The 23,000-nt window shown below is 63.4% G+C and carries 24 protein-coding genes; 10 read left to right on the forward strand and 14 right to left on the reverse strand.

What is annotated here, in order from left to right; genetic code table 11:
* Positions 1–113: 113 nt before the first annotated feature.
* Positions 114–539 (reverse strand): hypothetical protein, encoded by a 426-nt coding sequence (locus CDV46_RS11995; RefSeq protein ID WP_058376004.1) that lies wholly within the window; start codon positions 537–539, stop codon positions 114–116.
* Between the two features lie 342 nt (positions 540–881).
* On the opposite strand from CDV46_RS11995, the gene CDV46_RS12000 reads away from it, so the two are divergent.
* On the forward strand, positions 882–1,739 hold the full coding sequence (locus CDV46_RS12000) for a ferritin-like domain-containing protein (RefSeq protein WP_176399067.1): 858 nt from the start codon (positions 882–884) through the stop codon (positions 1,737–1,739).
* An 88-nt stretch (positions 1,740–1,827) separates the two neighbouring features.
* Here CDV46_RS12000 and CDV46_RS12005 read toward each other — a convergent pair whose 3' ends face one another.
* From CDV46_RS12005 to CDV46_RS12020, 4 genes are all read right to left on the reverse strand, one after another.
* Entirely contained in the window at positions 1,828–2,235 is a 408-nt protein-coding gene (locus CDV46_RS12005; protein ID WP_087686517.1) for a DUF4148 domain-containing protein, read from the reverse strand.
* Between the two features lie 199 nt (positions 2,236–2,434).
* The gene (locus CDV46_RS12010; protein ID WP_087686516.1) at positions 2,435–3,379 is read right to left on the reverse strand and encodes an SRPBCC family protein; all 945 of its coding nucleotides are present in this window, start codon (positions 3,377–3,379) and stop codon (positions 2,435–2,437) included.
* The gene (locus tag CDV46_RS12015) at positions 3,363–3,719 is read right to left on the reverse strand and encodes an ArsR/SmtB family transcription factor (protein WP_087686515.1); all 357 of its coding nucleotides are present in this window, start codon (positions 3,717–3,719) and stop codon (positions 3,363–3,365) included. The genes CDV46_RS12010 and CDV46_RS12015 overlap by 17 nt, the downstream gene beginning before the upstream one ends.
* 86 nt (positions 3,720–3,805) lie before the next feature.
* Entirely contained in the window at positions 3,806–4,720 is a 915-nt protein-coding gene (locus CDV46_RS12020) for a bestrophin family protein (RefSeq protein ID WP_058376009.1), read from the reverse strand.
* Positions 4,721–5,022: 302 nt separating this feature from the next.
* Here CDV46_RS12020 and CDV46_RS12025 point away from each other — a divergent pair, with 302 nt between their 5' ends.
* Positions 5,023–5,424, forward strand: coding sequence for a hypothetical protein (locus CDV46_RS12025; RefSeq protein WP_058379893.1), 402 nt, complete (start codon positions 5,023–5,025; stop codon positions 5,422–5,424).
* A 103-nt stretch (positions 5,425–5,527) separates the two neighbouring features.
* Here CDV46_RS12025 and mmsB read toward each other — a convergent pair whose 3' ends face one another.
* The 3 genes from mmsB to CDV46_RS12040 all read right to left on the reverse strand — a co-directional run bounded on the left by mmsB (position 5,528) and on the right by CDV46_RS12040 (position 9,324).
* A complete protein-coding gene (gene mmsB, locus CDV46_RS12030) occupies positions 5,528–6,460 on the reverse strand; it encodes a 3-hydroxyisobutyrate dehydrogenase (protein ID WP_087722660.1) in 933 nt (310 codons plus the stop codon).
* Positions 6,461–6,491: 31 nt separating this feature from the next.
* Positions 6,492–7,991, reverse strand: a complete 1,500-nt coding sequence (locus tag CDV46_RS12035; protein WP_087686513.1) for a CoA-acylating methylmalonate-semialdehyde dehydrogenase — start codon at positions 7,989–7,991, stop codon at positions 6,492–6,494.
* A 145-nt stretch (positions 7,992–8,136) separates the two neighbouring features.
* Positions 8,137–9,324, reverse strand: coding sequence for an ABC transporter substrate-binding protein (locus CDV46_RS12040; protein ID WP_087722788.1), 1,188 nt, complete (start codon positions 9,322–9,324; stop codon positions 8,137–8,139).
* 188 nt (positions 9,325–9,512) lie between these two features.
* Here CDV46_RS12040 and CDV46_RS12045 point away from each other — a divergent pair, with 188 nt between their 5' ends.
* Complete coding sequence (locus CDV46_RS12045; protein ID WP_087686512.1) at positions 9,513–10,481, forward strand: LysR family transcriptional regulator; 969 nt, start codon at positions 9,513–9,515, stop codon at positions 10,479–10,481.
* Between the two features lie 2 nt (positions 10,482–10,483).
* On the opposite strand, the gene CDV46_RS12050 is transcribed toward CDV46_RS12045, so the two are convergent.
* A complete protein-coding gene (locus CDV46_RS12050) occupies positions 10,484–11,503 on the reverse strand; it encodes a LysR family transcriptional regulator (RefSeq protein WP_441339326.1) in 1,020 nt (339 codons plus the stop codon).
* A gap of 99 nt (positions 11,504–11,602) precedes the next feature.
* On the opposite strand from CDV46_RS12050, the gene CDV46_RS12055 reads away from it, so the two are divergent.
* Positions 11,603–12,832: an MFS transporter gene (locus CDV46_RS12055; protein WP_058376013.1), complete on the forward strand. Its 1,230-nt coding sequence runs from the start codon at positions 11,603–11,605 to the stop codon at positions 12,830–12,832.
* An 87-nt stretch (positions 12,833–12,919) separates the two neighbouring features.
* Here the strand turns inward: CDV46_RS12055 and CDV46_RS12060 are convergent, their stop codons facing one another.
* Positions 12,920–13,759 (reverse strand): arylamine N-acetyltransferase family protein, encoded by an 840-nt coding sequence (locus CDV46_RS12060; protein ID WP_087722664.1) that lies wholly within the window; start codon positions 13,757–13,759, stop codon positions 12,920–12,922.
* Between the two features lie 238 nt (positions 13,760–13,997).
* Between CDV46_RS12060 and CDV46_RS12065 the strand changes: the two genes are divergently transcribed.
* Positions 13,998–14,432, forward strand: a complete 435-nt coding sequence (locus CDV46_RS12065; protein ID WP_087722666.1) for a GFA family protein — start codon at positions 13,998–14,000, stop codon at positions 14,430–14,432.
* A gap of 33 nt (positions 14,433–14,465) precedes the next feature.
* Here the strand turns inward: CDV46_RS12065 and CDV46_RS12070 are convergent, their stop codons facing one another.
* A complete protein-coding gene (locus CDV46_RS12070; RefSeq protein WP_087722790.1) occupies positions 14,466–15,002 on the reverse strand; it encodes a glyoxalase superfamily protein in 537 nt (178 codons plus the stop codon).
* 342 nt (positions 15,003–15,344) lie between these two features.
* On the opposite strand from CDV46_RS12070, the gene zapE reads away from it, so the two are divergent.
* Positions 15,345–16,376 (forward strand): cell division protein ZapE, encoded by a 1,032-nt coding sequence (zapE, locus tag CDV46_RS12075; protein WP_087722668.1) that lies wholly within the window; start codon positions 15,345–15,347, stop codon positions 16,374–16,376.
* 55 nt (positions 16,377–16,431) lie between these two features.
* On the opposite strand, the gene CDV46_RS12080 is transcribed toward zapE, so the two are convergent.
* On the reverse strand, positions 16,432–17,322 hold the full coding sequence (locus CDV46_RS12080; RefSeq protein ID WP_087722670.1) for a LysR family transcriptional regulator: 891 nt from the start codon (positions 17,320–17,322) through the stop codon (positions 16,432–16,434).
* A gap of 112 nt (positions 17,323–17,434) precedes the next feature.
* On the opposite strand from CDV46_RS12080, the gene CDV46_RS12085 reads away from it, so the two are divergent.
* The 4 genes from CDV46_RS12085 to CDV46_RS12100 all read left to right on the forward strand — a co-directional run bounded on the left by CDV46_RS12085 (position 17,435) and on the right by CDV46_RS12100 (position 20,624).
* Positions 17,435–18,211 carry an NAD(P)H-dependent oxidoreductase gene (locus CDV46_RS12085; protein ID WP_087722672.1) on the forward strand — a complete coding sequence of 259 codons (777 nt, stop codon included), beginning with the start codon at positions 17,435–17,437 and terminating at the stop codon, positions 18,209–18,211.
* Positions 18,212–18,318: 107 nt separating this feature from the next.
* Entirely contained in the window at positions 18,319–18,945 is a 627-nt protein-coding gene (locus CDV46_RS12090) for a LysE family translocator (protein WP_087722674.1), read from the forward strand.
* 246 nt (positions 18,946–19,191) lie between these two features.
* Positions 19,192–19,845 (forward strand): hypothetical protein, encoded by a 654-nt coding sequence (locus tag CDV46_RS12095; RefSeq protein WP_087686504.1) that lies wholly within the window; start codon positions 19,192–19,194, stop codon positions 19,843–19,845.
* Between the two features lie 23 nt (positions 19,846–19,868).
* Entirely contained in the window at positions 19,869–20,624 is a 756-nt protein-coding gene (locus tag CDV46_RS12100) for a 3D domain-containing protein (RefSeq protein WP_217896733.1), read from the forward strand.
* Positions 20,625–20,663: 39 nt separating this feature from the next.
* Here CDV46_RS12100 and CDV46_RS12105 read toward each other — a convergent pair whose 3' ends face one another.
* Both CDV46_RS12105 and CDV46_RS12110 read right to left on the reverse strand, forming a co-directional pair.
* Positions 20,664–21,095 (reverse strand): CPBP family intramembrane glutamic endopeptidase, encoded by a 432-nt coding sequence (locus CDV46_RS12105; protein WP_176399062.1) that lies wholly within the window; start codon positions 21,093–21,095, stop codon positions 20,664–20,666.
* 169 nt (positions 21,096–21,264) lie between these two features.
* Positions 21,265–22,932, reverse strand: coding sequence for a metallophosphoesterase (locus CDV46_RS12110; protein WP_087722680.1), 1,668 nt, complete (start codon positions 22,930–22,932; stop codon positions 21,265–21,267).
* Positions 22,933–23,000: the final 68 nt, after the last annotated feature.

The raw sequence follows: 23,000 nt of genomic DNA on the forward strand, positions 1-23,000 counted from the left end.
CGACACAGCGCAACACGGCGCGCAGTGCAAGTCTGCGCGCTGCGTCCGCTATCTCACTATCCAGCGCATAAAGCCGCTTGTCGAACCACTGAACCGGGCGGCTTCATTGTGGCTTAATCGAACGGCTTGAAATGCCCGTCGGCCGGCACTTTGGCGTCGGTGCGCAGGCGTTCTTCGGCATCGGTGCCGGCCAACCCGCGATAGTAGAGATGCACGGCAATCGCGGCCGAATAGCGGCGAATTTCCACGAGCGTGAGGAAGGCGTGCGCGACCGACGTGAACATCAGATACGGCGACTCTTCTTCGATCAGGCCGGCGACCTGATGCAAGCCGTGGCGGTGAAGCACTTCGGCGAGTTCGTCGCGGCTGCGGTGCGTGGTGGCATCCGTGGCCGGGTACATCATGCGCAGCAAGACGAGCGGGTGCTCGGCGCACGCCAGCGACAGCGCCTGCACAACGGCGTGACTGTCCAGAGCCGTGGCCACGGCTTCACCTTCGGGACGATGCTGCGGAAAAAGTTGCTCAAGGGTCAACGTCATGATGAGTCCAATGCAAAGAAGCTGAAAAACAGCGACAGCGGGCTCACCAGTCTAGTGAGCCCTTGACTCAGGATAAACGCTGCCGAGCGATAACGCGCGTTGCGTCAAACGAAACAATTACAGCATATTTCAAACGCACTTTTGACGGGTGGGCGTCTCACTTACGCCGGGATTTCGTCTCGCATTCGCCCGCCGCGAACAGACAATTCTGCACGGCGCGTGCGTCATGCTTGATGGTATGATTTTTGCGAATGCAGACCTGACCGATACCTCATGCGATATCCCGAACAGACGTCCGACGCGCAAACGATAGCCGTCGCTGAGGCCGAGGCAGACCACGTCATGCGCCATTGGCAATACGAGGTCGATGGCCCGGTGGCAATTGGTTCGGACTCCCACAAGCAGATGTTTTGCCGCATGCTGCTGGCGTCTCACAACCCCTACAAGCCCGCCGTCATCGACTGGCCGGCGCTTCCTCCCGACGCCCTCAAACGGCTGACCGCGCTGCCCATCTGGGACATCGCCGTGCAGACCGAGGGCCGCGCGTCCATTCGCGTGGCCACCTACGCGGCGACCATTCAAGATCCGTTATTACGCGAAGCCCTCGTCATGGATGGCGAGGAAGAAGCGCGTCACAAGGTGGTGTTGTCCAAGCTGGTGGAAGCCTACGGCATCGAGTTGGCTCCAGAGCCTCCGTATCCGCCGCCCGACGATCCCGAATGGGCATGGATGAAAACCGGCTTCAGCGAGTGCATCGACAGCTTCGTCGCGTTCGGGCTGTTCCGATCGGCCCAGCGTTCGGGCTATTTCCCCGAGGCTCTCGTGGAAACGTTCGAACCGGTGATTCAGGAGGAGGCACGCCACATCCTGTTCTTCGCGAACTGGGTGGCGTGGCATCGCCGCAACCTGCCGTTCTGGAAACGCCCATGGTTTTACGCGCGTGTCGTCGCCGTGTGGGTCACGTTGATCTGGGACCGCATGGCGATCGCACGCGGCATCGACACCGACGGCGTGGCGCGCGATGCCAACTTCCCCGCGACCAGCACGGCCGAGATCGGTGAATCGCTGAAACCGCGCGACCTGATCGCGCTGTGTCTGGAGGAAGACGCGCGCCGCATGGACGGCTACGACAAGCGCCTGCTGCGCCCGACCTTCGTGCCGAAACTGGCGCGTCTGGCGCTGCGCTTCATGAAAGCCTGAGGCCGTCGGCGCTTCGCCAAGCCCCAATGAAAAAAGCCGTCCCCAATGGGACGGCTTTTCACTTGATGCTGCGGGCGATACTGGCAGATCAGCTGCCTTCGCTCACATTCAGTTCGCCGGCAGCGCGGGCGCGGGCGAGTTCTTGCTTGACGTCGGCACGCGAGACGCTCGGGCCTTGCGACACGACAATCGGGTAATCCACGTCGTTTTCTGCCATCAGGCCTTCGGCACGGGCTTGGGCCAGTTCGTTCTTCACTTCAGCGCGGCTCTTGGCCTCACCCGAAGCGACATACACCGGATAGTCGGCGTCGCCTTGGGGGATCAGACCGTTGGCGCGGGCTTGGGCCAGATCGGCCAGCACGGCAGCGCGGGTCAGCGGCGCACCTTGCGAAGCGACGTCAGGGTAGTTGTTACCGTTTTCAACAGCGTAGCTGGAGGCGGCTCCGAACGAAGCGGCGGCGGCGATAAGGGCGATTGCGATGTTCTTGCGGTTCATGTTTGAAAACTCCTGTCAGTTGCGACGGCTTTGTTTTGTTAAAGCGCCGTCGATGGAAGGAAGTCTAGAACTCGCAAATGCAATGAAAAACGCGATATTTGTCCACGAACTATTGCGTGTTTCGATGAGAATCGCATGCCCGACATTGGTGCAAACCCTGAGAAACCGCGCCCCGTAACGATCTCGGGGCGCGAGCGTCTCAGTTGGCCAGCGATGCGCCGAGGGCGTCGAGCAAGAAATGTGTGCCCCGCTCGCGCGAACCGGCGTCGTCGTAGCCGTCGAGAAACGCGCCTTGCTCCGTCATGACGAGTTGTGTGCCGCCGTCATGCGCGCGCAGTTCGATGGTGGCGAGCGACGCCGAGATCTTGCGCGTGTCGAGGTGCATTTCATAGGCGTAGACCAGACGCGTATCGGTCACGACGTCGAAATACTGCGCATCGAACGTCGAGACCATGCCACCGGCCCAGCGCCCTTTCGAGTGCTCACGGCCACCGGGGCGCACATCCATCGAGCGCTCAAGCTGCGTGAAGCCCGCGCCGCCGGTGAACCACCGGTCCTTGGCTTCGCGCTCGGTCAGTGCCCGGAAGACGCGCGCCGGCGTCGCGGCATATTGCCGTTCGATACGGAATGTCGCGTGCACGACCGAACGATGCGAAGGCGCGTCCACATCGAAGCGGGTGACTTCGCGGGCGAGTTTGTCGAGCGTCTGCGCCCAGCCTTGGCTGGCACCGGCGGGCATCCATGCAAACGCCGGATCGACCACCGTATAGCGTTGCTCGACTTCAAGCCGCGTGCCCTCGGAGACATTGGCGAAACCCGCCGTCGTGTGGGCACGGAACAAGACATGCCCGGTGGCATCCGTCACGTCCATCTCGATCACCAGCCGCACCGGCGCGTCGATTTCGGTGAAACGCCCGCGAATCCAGTGCGACTCGCCTTCGGGCGACTGCATCCGTAGTTCGAAAATACCGCCCACACGCGCATCGACCTGCGCTTCTGGAACGGTATAGCCCGTCGGACAAAACCAGCGTTTGACCGCTTCCGTCGTCGTCCAGGCCCGGAACACGGCATCGCTCGCGGCCGCGTAGGTGCGGCCGATCGTCATCGGTGGCAGGGGCGCCACGCCATCACTTGCTGTCCTCATGAATCTCTCCTTCGGGCGGCAGGCTGGCCAGATACTCGCCCAACCGGTCGAGATGGCCCTCCCACTCATGTCGGCGCTGGTTGATCCATCGCTCTGCAAGACTCAGCGCCTGAGGTTCGATCCGGCACGTACGCACACGGCCGGCCTTTTCCGTTCGCACCAGTCCCGCGCCCTCAAGCACGGCAAGGTGCTGCATGACCGCCTGTAGCGACATCGCCAGCGGCTGCGCCAACGCACTCACCGACGCGGGCCCCTGCGCCAGGCGCACGAGCATGGCGCGGCGGGAAGTGTCGGCCAGCGCCTGAAACGTCAGATCGAGAGTGTTGTCATGGTCAAGCATGTGCTTGAGTATAGTCGCGCAAAATAGTAAAGCAAGCACTTTAGTATCAAAGGCTTGCGAAGGCGGAAAACCGTCTCAGGTGATGCTCAGGTGATGATGTGGTGATCGCCGCGCTCGCGCAGCTTCGCGGTGTGCTGGCGGTGCAGGATCTCGCGCAGCGATTGCTCGGTGGTGTCGGACATCGCGTCGAGCGCGAGGTCGTTGGGTTCGAGCCCGAACGGCTCTTCGATCTCGGCGCTCACCGCTTCGAGGGCGAAGAACGTGTACGAGATGAATGCCACGATAACCGGCGTCATGAGCCCGATCGAGTCGACCAGACCGAACGGCAGCAGCACGCTGTAGAGATACGTCACGCGGTGCAGGATCACGCCGTACGTGAACGGGATCGGTGTCGAGGCAATACGCTCGCAGCCGCCGATGGCTTCACCAAGCCGGTCGAGGTGCATCTCCATGACCTGCGCAAGCGGCGCGTCGATCTGGCCCTTCAGCCGGCGCTCACGCAACCACTCGCCCGCCATCAGCAGAATGGTGATCGGCTTGAATTGCTTGCGCATCAGGCACTTCACGTCTTCCGGGCTGAGCAGGCGCTCGAAGTCCGCCCGCGGGTCCGTGCCGCGCAACTGGTGGCGCATGCCGTGCACGAAGGCGATCAGGTAGGCCACGAAACGCGGCGAATCCGAGGTGTCCGAGACCAGCGTCATCGACTGGCGGGCAAGTGCACGCGTCTCATTGAGCACACTGCCCCACAGCACGCGGGCTTCCCAATAGCGGGCATAGCTCGTGGTGTTACGAAAACCGAGAAAGATCGCGAGCGTGATACCGATGAGCGAGAACGGCACAAACGTGAGCGGAATCTTCCACTCGAACACACGGCCGTGCGCCACGGTGACGACAATCGAAATGATCGTGGTGAAGATGAGCTGCGTGGCGATCTTGGGCACGATCGAGCCGCGCACGACGAAAAGCATGCGCAGCCAATGCAGATTGGGACGGACGATCATGGCGGCAAATGGCGCTCGCAAGCGCTCAGGACAGGCTGTGGGGGGAGCCAATTCGCGGGCATCATACGCCCCTGCCCCGCGTCCGGCAACGATTTCCGGCAATTTCTACCCAGCCGGTGGCGACCGTCCGGCGGGCATGTCCGCCAACGCTGCCGCGCCAGAACGGTGCCGCCCCGGCACCTGCGTCACATTGCCGCGGCTGAAATGGTTGCAACCGAATGCAACATCGCTACCCGCCGCGTGCGCCTCTCGCGAGAATGCAACTGCGCCGTCTTGGCGTGTACAAGTGCTCAATAACGATCATGAATCCACATCGCACTCAGGGTAAGTCTCGCGGCTTGGCCGCTCTCGCACTGGTCGCCGGCCTCGCCGGCGTGGTTGGCACGCTGTCTGGCTGCGTCGTCGAGCCCCCTCGCCCCGCGCCTGCCGCGCGCGTCGTGGTCGAGCAAGACCCGCATACCGTGGCCGTGCAACGTCGCGAGCAGATCGACCGGCGCATCGGCAACGAATCGCGCGACATCGACAACCACGTGAACCAAGGCTATTACCCGCCGCCGCGCGGCTACGAGCTGCATCGCCGGCTCGATGCCATCGCGCAGGAAGCGCGCGATATGGCGGCCCAGCACGGTGGCGGCTTGTCGGGTGACGAGCAGCGCGCGCTCAATCAGGAACTCGATCAACTGCATCACATGATTGCCGGCTGATCTGCGGGAAGCGCCCCGCTTTACCGGTCGAACGCTCGTATGACAAAACGCCCGATGGCTGCCAAGCCGTCGGGCGTTTTATCTTGATAACGCACGGCCGTCGTTACTTCACGTCGAGTGCCTGCGCGAGCGTCACCGGGTCTTGAAAGATGCTGGAGAAGTCGAGCGCACCGTGACCATTGGCGCGATGCACTTCAAAGATGCGTCTCGCCAGATCGCCCAGCGGCGTCGCGACATCGCTGCTCGCTGCGGCCCCGTGCGCAAGGCGCAGGTCCTTCGCCATCAGGTCGGTCGCAAACCCGCCGGTGTAGCCGCGCGACGACGCCGCGTTCTCCATCACGCCCGGACACGGGTTGTAGACCTCCAACGTCCAGTTACGCCCCGAGCTTTGCTGCATCACCGCCGACAGCACCTTCGGGTCGAGTCCGTTGGCAATACCGAGCCGCAACGCTTCACTCGTGCCCGCCATCAGAATGCCGAGCAGCATGTTGTTGCACAGCTTGAGCGTCTGACCGGCACCGAGCGCACCGCCATGATGAATGGCACGGCCCATGTTGGCCAGCAACGGCCGCATGCGTTCGACGAGGGCAGCATCGCCTCCGACCATGAACGTCAACGTGCCTGCTGCCGCCCCCGCCGTACCACCCGACACCGGCGCATCGAGCAAGGCGGTACCGGCACGCGCGAGCTTCGCCAACTGACGCGGAATTTCCGGCGGCACCGTGCTGCTGTCGATCAGCACCGCATCGGCCGGCGCATTGGCCAGCACGCCCTCCGGACCGTCGTAGGCGGCAAGCACATGCTCGCTGGCCGGCAACATCGTGATCACCACCTGTGCGTCGCGCACGGCGTCGGCAATCGACTTGGCCGCCTGACCGCCTCCGGCAGCGAGCCGGTCGACGGCCGCCCCCGACAGGTCGAAGCCGCGCACCGCGTGACCCGCCTTGACCAGATTCGCGGCCATCGGGCCGCCCATATTGCCCAGCCCGATGAACGCGACGCGCCATGTGGGCTGAGAGGTCGTTTCCGTAGCCATCGTCATGTCTCCCGAAAATTAGCCGTCGGTATTACTTCAGCGTGATCGTCGTGTTCACACCGGAGGGGCCGGTGCCGCGCGCTTGCCAGCGAGCCGTCACGGTCTTGGTCTGCGTCCAGAACAGAATCGCCTGCTTGCCGTTCGGTCCCAGATCGCCCAGTTTCGAACCGCGTGAGCCCGTGAAGCTGAACCACGCCACCGGCACCGGAATCGGCAGATTGATACCGACCTGACCGACGTCGATCTCGTTCTGGAACTGACGCGCCGCGCCACCATCCTGCGTGAACAGTGCCACGCCGTTGCCGTTCGGGTTGGCGTTGACGAAGGCGATCGCCTCGTCGAGCGTATCGACACCGGTCATGCACAGCACCGGCCCGAAGATTTCGTCGCGATAGATCGACATCTCGGCGCTCACGCCGTCGAAGATGGTCGGGCCGACGAAGTTGCCTTCCGGCGCTTCCTTCACAACGTGTCCGCGGCCGTCGAGCAGCAGCTTCGCGCCCTCTTCCACGCCGGCACCGATCAACTTCTCGATACGGGCACGCGCCTGCTTCGAGACCACCGGACCGAGATCGGCCTTGCGATCGGTGCCCGGACCGACCTTGAGCGCGCGGGCGCGTTCGACCAGTTCAGGCACCCATTCACGGGCCTCGCCCACGAGTACGGCCACCGACGTGGCCATGCAACGCTGACCGGCCGCACCGAATGCCGCGCCCAGCAGGTGATTGATCGCTTGTTCGCGATCGGCATCCGGCAGGATCACGCAATGATTCTTCGCGCCCATCATCGCCTGACAACGCTTGCCGGCTTCCGACGCGCGACGGTAGATATGCGTGCCGACATGCGTCGAACCGATGAACGAGACCGCCTTGATGTCCGGGTGATCGCAGATCGCATTGGCGGTGTCCGGGCCGCCATGCACGACGTTCAGCACGCCCGGGGGCAGACCGGCTTCGAGCGCCAGTTCGGCCAGACGCAGCGAAGCGCTCGGGTCTTGTTCCGACGGCTTGAGCACAAACGTGTTGCCGGTGGCAACGGCCAGCGGGAACATGAAACACGGCAGCATCACCGGGAAGTTGAACGCCGTGATACCGGCGCACACCCCCAGCGGTTCGATCAGCGTGTACACATCCACGCCGCCCGCGGCGTTCTGCGCGTATTCGCCCAGTTGCAGCGAGGCAATCGAACACGCGTGCTCGACCACTTCCAGACCACGGCCGATTTCGCCTTCGGCATCCGGCAACGTCTTGCCATGCTCGCGCGTGATCAGTTCGGCGAGTTCGCCCGTGTGATCGCGCAGCAGTTGTTGAAAGCGCAGCATCACGCGCATGCGCGACGCCTGCGACGTGGCACGCCACGTCTTGTAAGCCGCCTTCGACGACGCGACCGCGGCATTGAGTTCTTCCGGGGTAGCAAACGGCACGCGTGCAATCACTTCCTGCGTGGCAGGGTTCACGACGTCGCGCCATTGCGACGTCTTCGACTCAACGCGCTTGCCATCGATGAGCAGCGGAATAGTAGGCAGGGACATGACACGCTCTCCAGATCGAAACGAATGCAAAGTTCAGGAATGGCGGCCTGCGTGGCGATGTTGAACAACATCCACACCACACAGCGCCGCCGGTAACTCAAAGATAGGCAATCGGCGCGAGGCCGTTGCCCGGCAGGCCATTCATTTATCGCGCCGCGGCGGTCGTCTTCACGAGCGAGCAGGTCGACTTCGACAGCGGCTGGAACGCTTCGGTGGCGGGCACCGTCGCGACCGTGGAGTAGTAGTCCCACGGGCCCTTCGACTCGGCAGGCGACTTCACGCGGAACAAGTACATGTCATGAATCACGCGGCCATCGGGGCGAATCGAGGCGTTATGCATGATCGGATCGCGAATCGGCATTTCACGCATCTTTTGCGCAACCACCTTGGCATCCACGCTCTTCGTCGCGGCCACGGCGCGCAGGTAATGCAGCACGCTCGAATACACGCCGGCCTGCACCATCGTCGGCTTCAGGTCCTTGTACTTTTTCTGGAAGCGAGCCGACCACGTGCGCGAGGCATCGTCGAAGTCCCAGTAGAAGCCATCCGTGAACATCAGGCCCTGTGCGGTATTCAGGCCGAGCGCGTGCACGTCGGAGAGGAACACCAGCAGCGCCGCCAGCTTCTGCCCGCGTTGCACGATGCCGAATTCGCGCGCCTGCTTGAGCGCATTGACGGTGTCCTGCCCGCCGTTGGCGAGCGCGACCACTTCGGCTTTCGAGCTTTGCGCCGACAACAGGAACGAGGCGTAATCCGACGCGTTAAGCGGGTGGCGCGATTGGCCCACCACCGTACCGCCGAGCGCCTTCACGTTATCGGCAGCATCCTTCTCGAGCGAGTGCCCGAACGCGTAATCGACGGTGATGAAGTACCACGTCTTGCCCCCGTTCTTGACCATCGCGCGCGCCGTTGCGGCCGACTGCGAGTAAGTGTCGAACATCCAGTGGAAGCCCGTGGGCGAACAGTCTTCGTTGGTGAGGCGTGTAGTCGCGGGACCGGAGAACAGCGCGATGCGCTGCTTGTCCATGGCGATCTTCTGCACGGCGAGCGCCGCGGCGGAATTGGTCAGGTCGGCCACTGCGTCGACGTTGTCGCGATCGAACCATTCGCGGGCCTTGTTGGCGGCCACGTCCGCCTTGTTCTGGTTGTCGGCCGAGACCAGATCGATTTTCATGCCCTTACATTCGGCGGCCAGACAATCGTCGATCGCCATTTGCGCGGCCACCACCGAGCCCGCGCCGCCCATTGCCGAATACGTGCCCGACATGTCGGTGAGCACCCCCACCTTCACCGGACGGTCCGGCAATTGCGCCATGCTGCCAACCGACGTCATCCCAAAGCCCGCGCCCAGTCCCAGCGCGAGCAGCCACGGCTTGATCTTCATCGCTTTGTCTCCTGGTTTTTATCGTGCGTCGCTGTCGTCTATGCGCAGCGCTCATGAATTGTATTTGTGCGAATTTGCTTTACATAGCACATAGCTGCATCTACTTTGTGCATAAATGCACATAGGAGACGGCACCCATGGCGACCCGCAAGCACGCATCCCCCGCCCCGGTCACCGGAGCAGAACCGCGCCCCGACTGGGACGACCTTCGATACTTTCTGGAAGTCGCGCGCACGCAGCGCGTGAGTGCGGCAGCGTTGCGGCTGGGCGTCGATCACACGACGGTCTCGCGCCGCGTCCGGGCGTTGGAGCAATCGCTCGGCACGTTGCTGTTCGACAAGTCGCGCAATGCGGGCTTTGCGCTCACGCACGAGGGCCAGCAGTTGCTCGTGCATGCCGAGCAGATGGAAACCACGTTGCAGTCGGCCTGCGAGCAGGTGGCCGGCTTGGGGCAGACGCTCTCCGGCCACGTGCGCATCGGCTCGACGGAGGCCTTCGGCACGTATTTCGTTACGCCCGTGCTCTCGCACTTTCAGCGCGAGTACCCCGCCATTCAGCTAGACGTATTGCCGGTGCCGCGCTTCGTGAGTCTGTCGAAGCGCGAAGCCGACATCGCCATCACCATCGAGCGGCCACAGCGTGGGCCGTATGTGTGCAGCAAGCTATGCGACTACCGGTTGCAGTTGTACGCGACGCCCGGTTATCTCGCGCAGTATGGCGGCGTGGAAACATTTGCCGACCTGAGCGGCCGCCGTTTCGTCAGCTATGTCGACGAGTTGTCGTTCAGTAACGAGTTGCGCTATCTGGAAGATGTCGTGCCGGGCTGCGACGTCGTGATGCGCAGCACGAGTGTGATCGCGCAATATCAAGCCGCGTTGCAGGGCGAAGCCCTGGCGATTCTGCCCTGCTTCATGGCCGCACAAGACCCGCGGCTCGTGCCGTTGCTAGTCGATGAAGTCGTTGTCACGCGCAGCTTCTGGATTTATTGCCATGAAGAGTTGCGCACGCTCAAGCGCATCACCACGCTATGGGACTACCTGCGCGACGCCGCCCAGCGCAACGAAGCGCTGTTGCAGGGCAAAGCCGGGAAACTCGTGCAGGCGTGAGGTTACAGATCGCGAATCTTGCGCTGCTCGCTGTCGATCACCGACGGCACCGCAGCGCGCATCGCTTCGACAAAGCGCAGCAAGCGCGCCGGGTAATGCTTCGCGTAGGGATAGATGATGTACATCGGCAACGCCGTCGAGCGCCAGTCCGGGATGAGTTGAATCAGGCGCCCCTGCGCAACGTCTTCGGCCATCACCCACGCCGAACTCACGCCAACGCCCAGCCCGCGCAATGTGGCACTGCGCAAGACGTACAGGCTGTCGGTACTCATGCGCGGTTCGAATGTCACTCGCGCGCTTTCTCGGGTGTCCTTGTGCGTGAGCGTGATGTCATTGCGATAGAACGTCGTCAGCGCCAGCCACGGCATCTGCGCCAGTTCGTGCGGATGCGTGGGCAAGCGCCGGTCTTGCAGCAACTCGGGCGAAGCCACCACGATGCGCGGCACGTCGGTCAACGTGATCGCCACGTTTGACGGGTCGCGCAACTCGCCCACGTGAATGGCGCAGTCGATGCCCTCTGCAATGAAATCGGGTTCTCGATCCTGCAAGAACCAGTGCACCTTGATGCCCGCATAACGCTCGAGAAAACTCACCAGCGGGCCGACCAGCAACTCTTGCCCAAACGCGTGCGGCGCCAGCACGCGCAACGTCCCCTCCGGCTCTTCACCGGTGCCGCGCAAATCGGCTTCGAACGCCTCCCAGCTTTCCACCAGCTCTTTTGCTCGAGCGAAGCAACGTTCCCCGTCTTCAGTGAGTTTCATCTGATGGGTGGAGCGTTGCAGCAGCCGCAGCCCCAGCGAGCGCTCCAGCATTTGCAGACGACGGCTGACCGTGGGCTGCGTGGTGCCCAGCAGCGCCGCTGCCGCCGACAGGCTGCCCGCTTCGACAATGCGCACGAAGGTCTGCATCAGCTCGACGCGGTCGGCCCCGCTGGCCTTGAGGGCTGGGACGCCCGGGGCAATGATTGGCGGTTTTTCCGTCGGGAGGTTAGGTGAATCAGGCGATTCCGGGGCTTTGGTCATACGTCGCACGTATAAAGGTTCTACGGATTATAGGTCTACCGTTGCACCGCACCAAAGGGGAAACTACGCCCCGTACTGTTTCCTCACTGGAGCAATCGCATGAGTTCCGCCCAGCTTTCCAATGCCAGTCCGTCCGACACCCGGCCTCAGCCGGAACTGTCGGCGCGACTGATTCTGCTACTTGCCGCCGGCGCTGGCCTGACGGTGGCCTCGCTGTATTACGCCCAGCCGATGCTGGGCATCATGACCGACGACATTCACGCGGCCAACACGACCGTTGGCTGGGTGCCGACCCTGACGCAACTCGGCTACGCGCTCGGCATCTTGTTGTTAGTACCGCTCGGCGACCGGTTCGACCGCCGCCGCATCGTGCTGATCAAGGGTGCGGCCCTGTCGCTGGCACTGCTGCTCGCCGCCGTGGCACCGGGCATCGGCACGCTGCTGTTTGCGAGCCTCGCCATCGGGCTGACGGCCACCATGGCGCAGGACATCGTGCCGGCCGCCGCCGCACTCGCCCCCGAATCGATTCGCGGACGCGTGGTTGGCACGGTCATGACCGGCTTGCTGCTGGGCATTCTGCTCTCGCGGGTGATTTCGGGATTCGTCGCGCAGAACTTCGGCTGGCGGGCGATGTATGTCGTCGCCGCCATCAGCGTGGCGGGCTTCGGCGTAGTGGCTTGGCGCGGTCTGCCGTCGTTCCATCCGACCACGCAGATGACCTATCGCCAATTGCTCGGCTCGGTGATCGGCCTGTGGCGCAAGCACCCGGCACTGCGCCGTGCGGCGCTCGCGCAGGGGCTGCTCTCGGTCGCCTTCAGCGCCTTCTGGTCGACGCTGGCGGTCATGCTTCACGAAGCCCCCTTCCATCTGGGTGCGGCAGCCGCCGGTGCGTTTGGTCTGGCCGGTGCGGCAGGTGCACTGGGTGCACCGCTCGCCGGACGCATTGCCGATCGCAAGGGGCCGCAGGTGGTCACGCGTCTCGGTGCTGCGCTGGTGGCCGTGTCGTTTGCGGCGATGCTTTTTGCCCCGTTGCTCAGCGCCCATGCCCAGTTGTGGCTGATCGGGCTGGCCGCCATCGGCTTCGATCTGGGGGTGCAGGTGGCGCTGGTCTCGCATCAGACCATCGTCTACGGCATCGAGCCGCCCGCCCGCAGCCGCCTGAACGCCGTGCTGTTCGTGGGCGTGTTCATCGGCATGTCGGTCGGGGCCGCACTCGGTGCGCAAGCGTTGTCGCTGTGGGGCTGGACGGGCGTGGCATCGCTCGCGACGCTCGCTGCCCTCGGGGCACTGGCCGTGCGCATGTGGCCGGGCACTGTCATCGCCGATTAATGACGGATTGATCGCTGCCGCGATCGTCGACAAGACAAAGGCCGCGTCCCGTTAGGGCGCGGCCTTTTCGTTGGTGCTTCGGGCAAATCAACCAGCGGCTAGCGCCGCACCGGCTTGGGCACGTCGGAACAGATCGTCAAAATCGATATCGGTAGTGTTCAGGCCGAAGCGATCTCGCACCAGTCGTTCGAGTTGTGCCGACGAAGTGATCTCGGTCTCGTTGACCAACTCGCCACGCATGCCACGCTCCGTCATCCGCGTGTTCAACACGGCAATCCGGCCCTGCGGCAGCGCACGGCACAGCATCAGAGTCTTGCGAAACACCGACTCCGGCTCGGTCGACGTGAACCAGTTGCCCAGCTTGTAATCGACCCACTCCGCCGGACGCGTCACGAAGCGATACACCGGCAGCCACTTGTCGGCCGATTGCACGCTCAGGTGGTACTCGCCGTCATCGGCCACCGCGAATCGATAAGTTTCGAGCGGTGTTGTCTGCGCTTCGGTCGAATGCAGACGCAGCGGCGCAGTGAGCGTGACCGAGCCGAAGCCCACGTCGGCCAGCCACGCTTCGCCGTTCAGATCCACCCGCAGCAGCATATGCGTTTGCGACGCTTCGGCATCGAACGTGCGCCCCCACACCACCCGGCCGATCAGCGGCGTGACGGCAAAGCCGAGGTACTGGAGTGCCTTCGCAAAAATCAGGTTCTGCTCGAAGCAGTAACCGCCACGTCCGCCGTCGATCAGCTTGGCCACGACCGCAGGCAGATCGACGCTGACCGGCCGCTCGCGCAGCGGGTCGAGATTTTCGAACGGAATGGTCAGCGGATGCAGCGCGTGCACGCGACGAAAGACGTCGAGCGTGGCTTCATGCGGACCGGTATAGCCGATGCGCTGAAAATAGCGCGCCGGATCGAAAGCATCGGACATGTCTGGCGTTCCCATGACGAGAGATGCCAGTACGTTACCGCATCGCCCGCACGCGCGGGCAAAGCCCGAGTTTCGAAAGGGCCATTCATGCCGTGTATGAGCGGCGTGAGTGATACCGGCGCAGCGACGGCGGCCTGCGACTTTCGGTAGGCTTCACAACACGCCGACTGCCGTATCCTGACGCCTTCGCGCTCACGCGCCTTCGCCAACGTCACGGGATCGTCCCGGGATTCGTTCGATGACAACAACCACTCACACCCTGTCCGTAACCTGCCAATGCGGAGGCGTCACGATGCAATTGCGCGGCGAGCCTGCCGCTCGCGCCAACTGCCATTGCCATGCCTGCCGCGACTTTTACGGTGCACCGGTATTGGCGGCGACGGCGTGGTCGCCGGACCAGTTGAACATGGAGGGTGCAACGCAGGTCTTTGCCCATCCGACCCGCAGCCTCACGCGACGCTTCTGCCCGCAATGCGGCGAGACGTTGCACGGCACCAACCGGCTGGACATGTGCGTCGTTCCCAACGCGCTGCTCGCGCGGGCACACGGCGGCCAACTGCCCGCCGCCCTGCGCCCGACGATGCATCTGTTCTATCGCCACCGGCTATTCGACGTGCGCGACGACCTGCCGAAGTATCTCGACGGCTGGGACGGCCCGGTGCACGACGAATGACGATAGCGACGACGGCGTCGCGTGCCGATCCGGTCAGCCGTTCGACTCGCAGAACCGAATGCGGTTATTGAACGGATCGGTGACCGTCATCTGCTTGCCCCAATCGAGTTCTTCGATGCCGGGGTTCATGTTCGGGTAACGCTTACCGGACAGTTCTTGCTGATAAGCCGTGACGCCATGCATGAACACGAACGTAGTGGCGCCCGGGCTGGCATCGCCGAAGTGGCCCGACAGATGCAGCGTCATGCCGGCACGCGAGACCTGACAGTAGAGCGGCATGCCGTCGGCAAACCGGTGTTCCCAATCGAGCCGGAAGCCGAGAAAGTCGACGTAGAATTCGCGCGCTTTCGCTTCGTCGAAAATCCGGTGAATCGGGGCGACGGTGTCGAAGACGATGCCGTCGGTGCCGGAAGCCGAGGCGAGTTTCGCGGCGAGCACGTTCCAGTCTGCAAAGCCGAACTGGGCGGCGACGGATTCAAGTGCCTGCGCGTGGGAGATATCGATGCCCTCGCGCGAAAGACGCTCGCGCAGGGATTTGGCCATGATTTTGGCGTCGAGATAGGTTCGCATGTTTGCCATCCTTGATAGCGTTCTACGGCGACGGGGTTGATCAGTGCTCGCGTTGCTGATGCGTGTCGCCAATGGAACGGGACGGACATGCCAGACATTTGACTTGCGATGCTTTCACCGTGCCCGGGTTGCGGGTGCGAGCGGCAGGCAGCAACGGCCTTGCCGGCGATTCTAGCAGCAATCGCGGCAAAGCCGGAAGCACCCCGGCGATGCCGGAATGCGATGACAAGCACGCAAATTCCATATTGGCCGACGGCGCGCCGCGCCGGTATAGTGGCGCTCGTTGACACCGTCCCCGCCGCCCCTGGCGGGCCGGTCGTTGTAATGCGGAGCCTTATTCTCATGATCGACGCCGCGCGCGTAATGCAAGCGCTGGCCGAGCGCCACGTTGTTCCCGATAGCCGTCAGCGTGACGCCCTCGCGGCGCTCGCTGCCCTTGGCACGCCCGCCAGCCCCTTCGACGGCGTGTATTGCTACGGCCTGCCCGGCCGCGGCAAGAGTCTGGTGGTCGACGCGGCATTCAGTGTGGCCGCCGGGGAAAAGCGCCGGGTGCACTTCCACGAATTTCTGCGCGACATGCATCGTCAGCTTGTACGCGAACCGAAGTGCGACGACCGGCTTGCCGCCGTCGCCCATCGCTGGCTCACTGGCGTGACGTTGCTGTGCTTCGATGAATTCCACGTGCATGACATTGCCGACGCGTTTCTGATCGGCCGCTTTCTCGATATCGCGCTCGCCCGTGGCGTGAAGCTGGTGCTGACGTCGAACTACGCGCCGCAGGACTTGTTGCCCGATCCGGAATATCACGCGCGTTTCGAAGCGACCATCGCGGTCATCGTTCAGCGCTTTGCCATCGTGCATTTCGACGGTGCCACCGATTACCGGATGGGGGGCGAACCCGCGTCGCTCTCGCGCTGGATTGCGCCGCTCGACGTGGCGAACGGCGTGCTGCCGCAGCACTACGCCCAACTCGAAGGCGCACCGCCGGGCGCAGCGGTGGAGGTTTCGCTGGCGGGCCGCGCATTAGCGGCACGTGGTTCGGGAGAGCATGTCTTGTGGGCGAATTTCGACGACTTGTGCGTCGCGCATCGCTCGCATCTGGACTATCTGGCGCTGGCGGAACACTGGCAATCGCTGATCGTCGACGCGTTGCATGTCGAGCGACTGCGACGGCCCGACACCTTGCAGCGATTTCTCTGGCTGGTGGATATCTGCTACGACCGGCAGCGCACGTTGATCATCGCCTCGGACGCGCCGTTGATTCCCGCGCTCGATGCCATGCGCGACTGGCGCGATCTCTCGCGCACGATCAGCCGGCTCGCCGAGATGGGGTCGCTCGATTACGAGCGCCGTACGCTCACTCTCCCTCGCTGAAGATTTGTTCGATCGGCAGGCCGAAGACGCGAATCGAATTACCGACCTGCCGTTTCTACACCGCGTTCGCAATACGCTCCCGCAGCCATTGATGTGCCGGGTCCCGGTGCACACGCTCGTGCCACAGCATGGATATCTCGAACCCCGGAACCTCGACCGGGGCGGCCACGATTTGCAGCGCGGGGTCGTCGCGCACCAGTCGCTCGGGTGCCATGGCCACAAGATCCGACGTCGCAATCGCGGCGCGCGCGACGAGAAAGTGCGGCACCGATAGCACCACGCGACGCGCATGGCCGAGCCCGGCCAGCACCTCGTCTGTCCCCGCCTGAAAACCACCGCTCTGCGACACCATCACGTGCTCCAGCGCGCAGAACTGCTTGAGCGTCGGACGGCGTCGCAACTTCGGATGATCGCGACGCGCCACCAGCACATAGCGCTCGGTGAATAGCTTGCGACGGCGCAGCCCGTCCGGCGAGCCGTCCGTCGTGTGAAACGCCAGATCGATATCGCCCTGCTCCGCCTGTTTCGCCATCAGCGCGGGCGTCATCTCAATCAGCGCTAGACGCGTGTGCGGCGCCACGGCGCGCAAGTCAGGCAGCATCGGCAAGATCACCGTCGACTCGGTGTAGTCGGTCGCCGCAATGCGCCATGTGTGATCGGCACGCGCCGGATCGAACGGGTCGGCAGGCGCCACCGCCTTCGATAGCGCCGCCAGCGCGTCGCGCAGTGGCTCGCGCAGCGCCTCGGCCCGTACTGTCGGGCGCATGCCGCGCGGGCCGGGCAACAACAACGGATCGCCCAGTAGCTCGCGCAACTTCGCCAGATGCACGCTCACCGCCGGCTGCGAGAAGTGCAGCCGTTGCGCCGCGCGCGTCACGTTCTGCTCGTCCAGCAACACGTCGAGCGTGACGAGCAGATTCAGGTCAATACTTCTTAAATTAACCATGGTTATACCTGCAATATCAGCAATTCATTTCCAATATACCTGCTCCCCACCTAAGCTGCCTTCATTCCCTCAACGCTTTGCTGAGGTTCCCAGTTTGAAATGGAGGTTGGTCATGAATGTCCTGATCGTCTATGCGCACCCGGAGCCGCGCTCCCTGAACGGCGCGCTGCGCGACTTTGCCGTGCAACGGCTCGAAGCGGCCGGACACCACGTACAAGTCTCGGATCTTTACGCCATGCAGTGGAAGGCCACTGTCGATGCGCAAGACTCGCTCGTGCATGCCGCAGACGCACCGTTCAACCCGTCGCTCGACTCGAAGCAGGCCTTTGAAAGCGGCCAGCAGAGTCCAGACATTGTCCGCGAACAGGAAAAGCTGCGCTGGGCCGACACGGTGATTCTGCAATTCCCGCTGTGGTGGTTCTCGATGCCAGCGATTATGAAGGGCTGGATCGATCGCGTGTATGCCTACGGCTTCGCCTATGGCGTCGGTGAGCACTCCGACGCGCGCTGGGGTCTGCGTTACGGCGAAGGGTCGATGGCCGGCAAGCGCGCGATGCTCGTTGTGACGACCGGTGGCTGGGATTCACATTACAGCCCGCGCGGCATCAATGGCCCGATTGACGACGTGCTGTTCCCGATTCAGCACGGCATGCTGTTCTACCCGGGTTTCGATGTGCTGCCGCCGCACGTGATCTACCGCACGGGCCGCACGGATGCAGCGCGTTTCGACCAGATGACGCGCCAGCTTGGCGAACGTCTCGACACGCTGGCGACGACGCCACCGATCGCGTTCCGTCGTCAGAACCATGGGCAGTACGAGATTCCGGCGCTCACGCTCAAGGACGACATCGCTCCCGGCAAGACCGGCTTCGCGGCCCACGTCGACTGACCGACGTGTTCCCGGCAAGCGCCCCGGCAAGCGGCCCCGCCATCCGCTTGCCGACGCGCGGGTTATCTGCAAGACTGGCAGCCGATTCCCCCTTTCGGTGCGTCGTCATGCAACTCTCCACGCTTGCGATTTATGCCACCGCCGCGCTCATCGGCGGCCTGATTCCCGGCCCGACCACGTTGCTGGCGCTGGCCAACGGCATCTCCGGTAACTGGCGGGTCGTGCTGGTCGGGATGTGCGGCGCGGCACTCTCCGACATCGCCATCGTGGCGGCGGTCGGTGCCGGGCTGGGCGCGTTGCTGTCTGCCTCGGCCATGCTCTTTGCGACGGTCAAATGGGTTGGCGTTCTCTATCTCGTGTGGCTGGCGGTGCAGTTGTGGCGCAGCCATCCGAAGGATCTGAGTCAGGTGCGCATCAAGGCGGACATGAGTGCGCGCCGGGTGTTTCTGCGCAGCTTCGGCGTGACGCTCACTAATCCGAAGATTCTGTTGTTCCTGTCCGCTTTCCTGCCGCAGTTCGTCAACACCTCGATGCCGCAGGTGCCGCAGTACGCCGTGCTCGCGGTAGTGTTTGCGCTGGTCGATATCGTCGTGATGACGTTGTACGCGACCGGTGGCGTACAGGCGGCGCGTCTGATGACGGCTCGCGGCCTGAAACGCCTGAACCGCGTGTGTGCCGTCGTGATGTTTTCCCTCGCAGGCGGGCTGGCGTTGTACCGAAAATCCGGGAATTGAATTCCCCGATACCGCCGAACCCCGCCCGGACGAAGGCCGGTACCGCCCATCGTCCATTTGAAGGATTCCCAACGAATTTCGTTTCCCTTATTTTCTGACGCGCGCCGGTGGCATCGGGTCACCCGTCACGGCGCGTCGTAGATAGCACGTTTTGAATGACAAGTCCCCCTTCGGCCATCACCGGCACGCAGCGGGGTAAAAATATGACGATGCTGTAACGGCGCCAAGCGCCGCAGGGGAAACGATATGAACCGGTATTCGGCCATCACCGCCGTCAGTGCGGTGGCCATCGCCTTTGTGCCTTCTCTGGGCTGGGCGGCAGATCCAGCCTGTACGTCCGAAGCTGCCCTCCTGAACAAGAGTCTCAGCGTGGAGCAACTTCAGCCGTTGTTTGCTCCCCAAAAGACCCTGCTGGCCACGACCAAGGTCAGCGAGCTCGATATCCAGCCCGAACAGTTGAACGAGCTTGAAACCAGCCTCACGACCTACCAAGTCATCACCGGGGGGACGCTGGAGGCCGTCGTTGGAAAAGCCAAGGCCGACGGTACGGAATTCCTGACGCTCTACACGTTCAAGCAGTACCGGACCGACGATGCCAAGAAGAAGAACGGCATTTCGATCGAGATGAAGATTCATTACTTCTCCAAATCCGGCTCGCTCTCGCTCTCCAACCTTTTCGGCTTCCTCTCGACATCGGCGAACGCGAGCAAGTTCGACGGCAGCATCAGCTTGTCGGTCCACGGGATCGCCAACGCAAAAATGGCAGCGTTGCTGCCGATGCCGTCCCAACTCGATGAGAGCGCCGCCGCCATGTACTTCTCGTACATGGGCACGCTCAAAAGCCTGATCACCGATAAGGACACGAAAATCATTCCGGTCGAACTCTCGCCATGCACCTGATCGCCAGCCACGAAAGGAAAATCATGACGCTTCGCCGCCTTGTCGTCATTGCATTGCTCGCGTCGCCGTTGATGGCTTACGCGGGCACCGCCCAGCAGTCCGATTTCGATTTTCCGGCGCCCACCGCCAGCGCCACGCCGAAGAAGCTCTGGGCGACGCATTACTACGTCAACACGGTAGCGAGCGTGCCCACCGGTATCCCGTTGCGTGACGCCGCAGGCAATGCGCTGTCGGACAACATCTCGCCACGCGATTGGTGTCTGAGCGCCATTGAAGGGACCGTTCAGGTCTCGCAAGGCAACACACGCCGCACGCTGAACTACGCGGGCACGGGCACCCAGCAGGTGGACTGTGCCGCGACGCTCAAGATCGATGCCCGCAAAAAGCCGTGGATCAAGAGCACGGGAAAGAGCTACTTCGAAGTCGCCAAGGGGCCTTTCGGTGACGGCGTGAACGGCTACCAGTTGGTGCCGTTGCGCACTATTGCGGTGGATAGCAGCGTCATTCCCTACGGCACCGTGGTGTACATCGCGGCGGCGCGTGGCGTCATGGTCGACGTCGATGGCGAGAAGATCCGGCACGACGGCTACTTCTTCGCCGGGGACGCCGGTGGCGGTGTGAAGGGCAATCATGTCGACGTGTTCTGCGGCGCGACGTCGGCAAACTGTCTGCCCGGCGTGGTCGCCAGCGACGACAAGCACACGTTCGACGCAGTCGTGATCACCGACGCCGATATCACGCGCCGCCTGCGCGCGGCGCACGGACGGACGTCTCCCTGAGATGCCCTGCGCGACCGGGGTAGCCCCGCAATTTCGGGGCTATCCCGGCGTAGCGAAATACAGGAAATACACCGTCGTGATGGCGTTTCGCATCATGTGCACCGCCATGGTCACCAGAAACGGGCGGCCGCCCCGTTGGTCTTCGATGACGAAGGTGGCGGCCAGCACGAGTCCGACGACAAAGGTCATCAGCACATAGACGGCGCTGTAGGTATGGGCCAGTGCGAAGAGCGCTGCGGAGATGGCAATCGTAATGTCCGTCGGGCATTTGAACCGGTTGAGCAACCGGATGCACGCCCACTGGAAGACGGCCGTCTCGAGCAGTGGCGCGATCAGGCAGCCCAACAAGATCATCGCACCCGCGCCTCGACTGCCGAGCCCCGGCCCGGCGAGCGAAAGCTCGGGCATCGCCAGCGTCACGAGAATGACCGGTATCGCTGCCGTGTAGGTCAGCAGGAGCGCAACGAACATCAGCGGGACCGACGGCAGCCGGGTGACCCACCTGACACACGCAGTACTCGTAATGTAGCCGGACCAAGAGCGCTGGATCATGCTTCGGGCGTTGTTTTCAGTGAGCGAGGCAGCCGAGATGTTATCCCAATTCGGTAGCCCGACCGCCCCTCACTGTCCCGGCAACACCTCACCCCCGGCCCGCCCCATCGCGACGCGGACGGCGCAACGTGAATCGTTCGAAAGGCGCGATCTGGCCGTCCAGCCCCACCACGTCGAAGTAGGTCACGCGAATCTCCGTCATATCGCCGGGATGGCGCCCCGGATCGACGTCGAACGACGCAAAGCCGTAAGCGCGGGCCGCATTGCGCACGGCTGACCACGGCGCGTCTTCCGTGACGTAGATCGGCGGGCGCTTGCCGGTTTTCTCGTCGCGCTCGCCCACACCGGTAATGACCCGGCAGCACGGCGGGTTGAACAGCAACTGATTGGACGGTGCCGAAGTGCCACCACCGCCGATCACCATGTGAACGGTGCCTTGGGTGGTGTCGATGACTTGCGTGCCGGTAGCGACCGGAATCGGCGTCAGCGTGCCGTTGGCCTGCTGGCCCCGGATCGGGTGCGAGCGCTCGTAGTGGTGTTCATGGCCGCACACGACCAGATCGACACCGTACTTGTCGAACAGCGGCAGCCATTCCTCACGGATCCCCAGATCGGCGCCGTTGAATTTGTCGGCGGTGGAAATGGCCACCTGATGCATGCAGACGATCAGCCAGTCGATCGACCGGTCGGCACGGGCGGCCGTCAGTTCTTTTTCCAGCCATGCCTTTTGCGCGCCGTTGGAATAGCCGCGCACATAAGAGTCGCCAGCGTCCTGATAGCACACGTCGTCGTTGGCGATGGCGATCACGCGCACGGCCCCCGCCGTGAAGGCGTACCAGAGGCCACGCGTTATATCCGACTGCCCCTCGGCGGGCGGTACCGAGAAATATGTCTGGTAAGCCTGATAGCCGATCGGTCCGTTGCCGAGTTCATTCTCGTGATTGCCCGGTGACGGCATCCACGGGCGGTTGCGGGCGCTGCGCGTGTTGTTGTTCCAGAAGTCCCACCACGTGCGCACGCGATCCTGCGCGAGATTGGCGTAGCAAAGATCGCCATTGAACAGGTGGAACAGCGGGCGCAAACGCTCGACGCCGAGCACTGTGTCGCCTGCCACCGGCGAACCGAGGTTGTCGTTCACGTACGTCGGCGGCAAGGTGACACCGGCGGGCGGCGTGAAGAGTTTGCCGAGCGTCGGCGTGCCCTGATCGCCGAAACTGGTAAAGCGCAGCGGCTGGCGTCCGCGCGGTGCCGTGCGGAACGTGCCGAACTGCGGTTCTGCGCCGTCGTGCAGCGCGGCATAGAGATACGCGGAGTCGGAAGCCAGAGCGCCAATCTTCGCGTGATAGGCATACACCGTCTGCTTCGACTTGCCGTCGACATAGTGGACCTCATCGGCAGCGACCGTTTTCTCCAGCCGGCCGTCGGGGCGGCCGAGCAGTACGCGAGGACGCTTGACCGGCTGGAGGGTGTGCCACGACACCACGATCTCGCGCGAGGCATCGGCACCGAACTGGAGATGCAAGCCTGCGACCGGCGGCGTGACAACGGGATCGGACGAGGCGCCTGCCGGGGCCGTCGTTGCTGCTGCCTTGCCTGCGGCTTCGGCGCCAAACGGTGCCATCAGTCCCACAGCACCGATGCCCGCGGCGGCGAGCAGACGACGGCGTGCGAGATCGGGCGCGACCTCAAGATTCACGTCGCAATTCGCATCATGAATGGCGTCGCCATCATCGGGTTGGGTGTCGTGAGCAGTCATCGCAGAGGCCCGGCAGCTTGGTAGGGACCTCCACGTTAGACGGCCAATGTGACAGTGTTCCGATGGGG

The organism is Pandoraea sp. PE-S2T-3, from assembly GCF_002179965.1.
Lineage (GTDB): Bacteria > Pseudomonadota > Gammaproteobacteria > Burkholderiales > Burkholderiaceae > Pandoraea.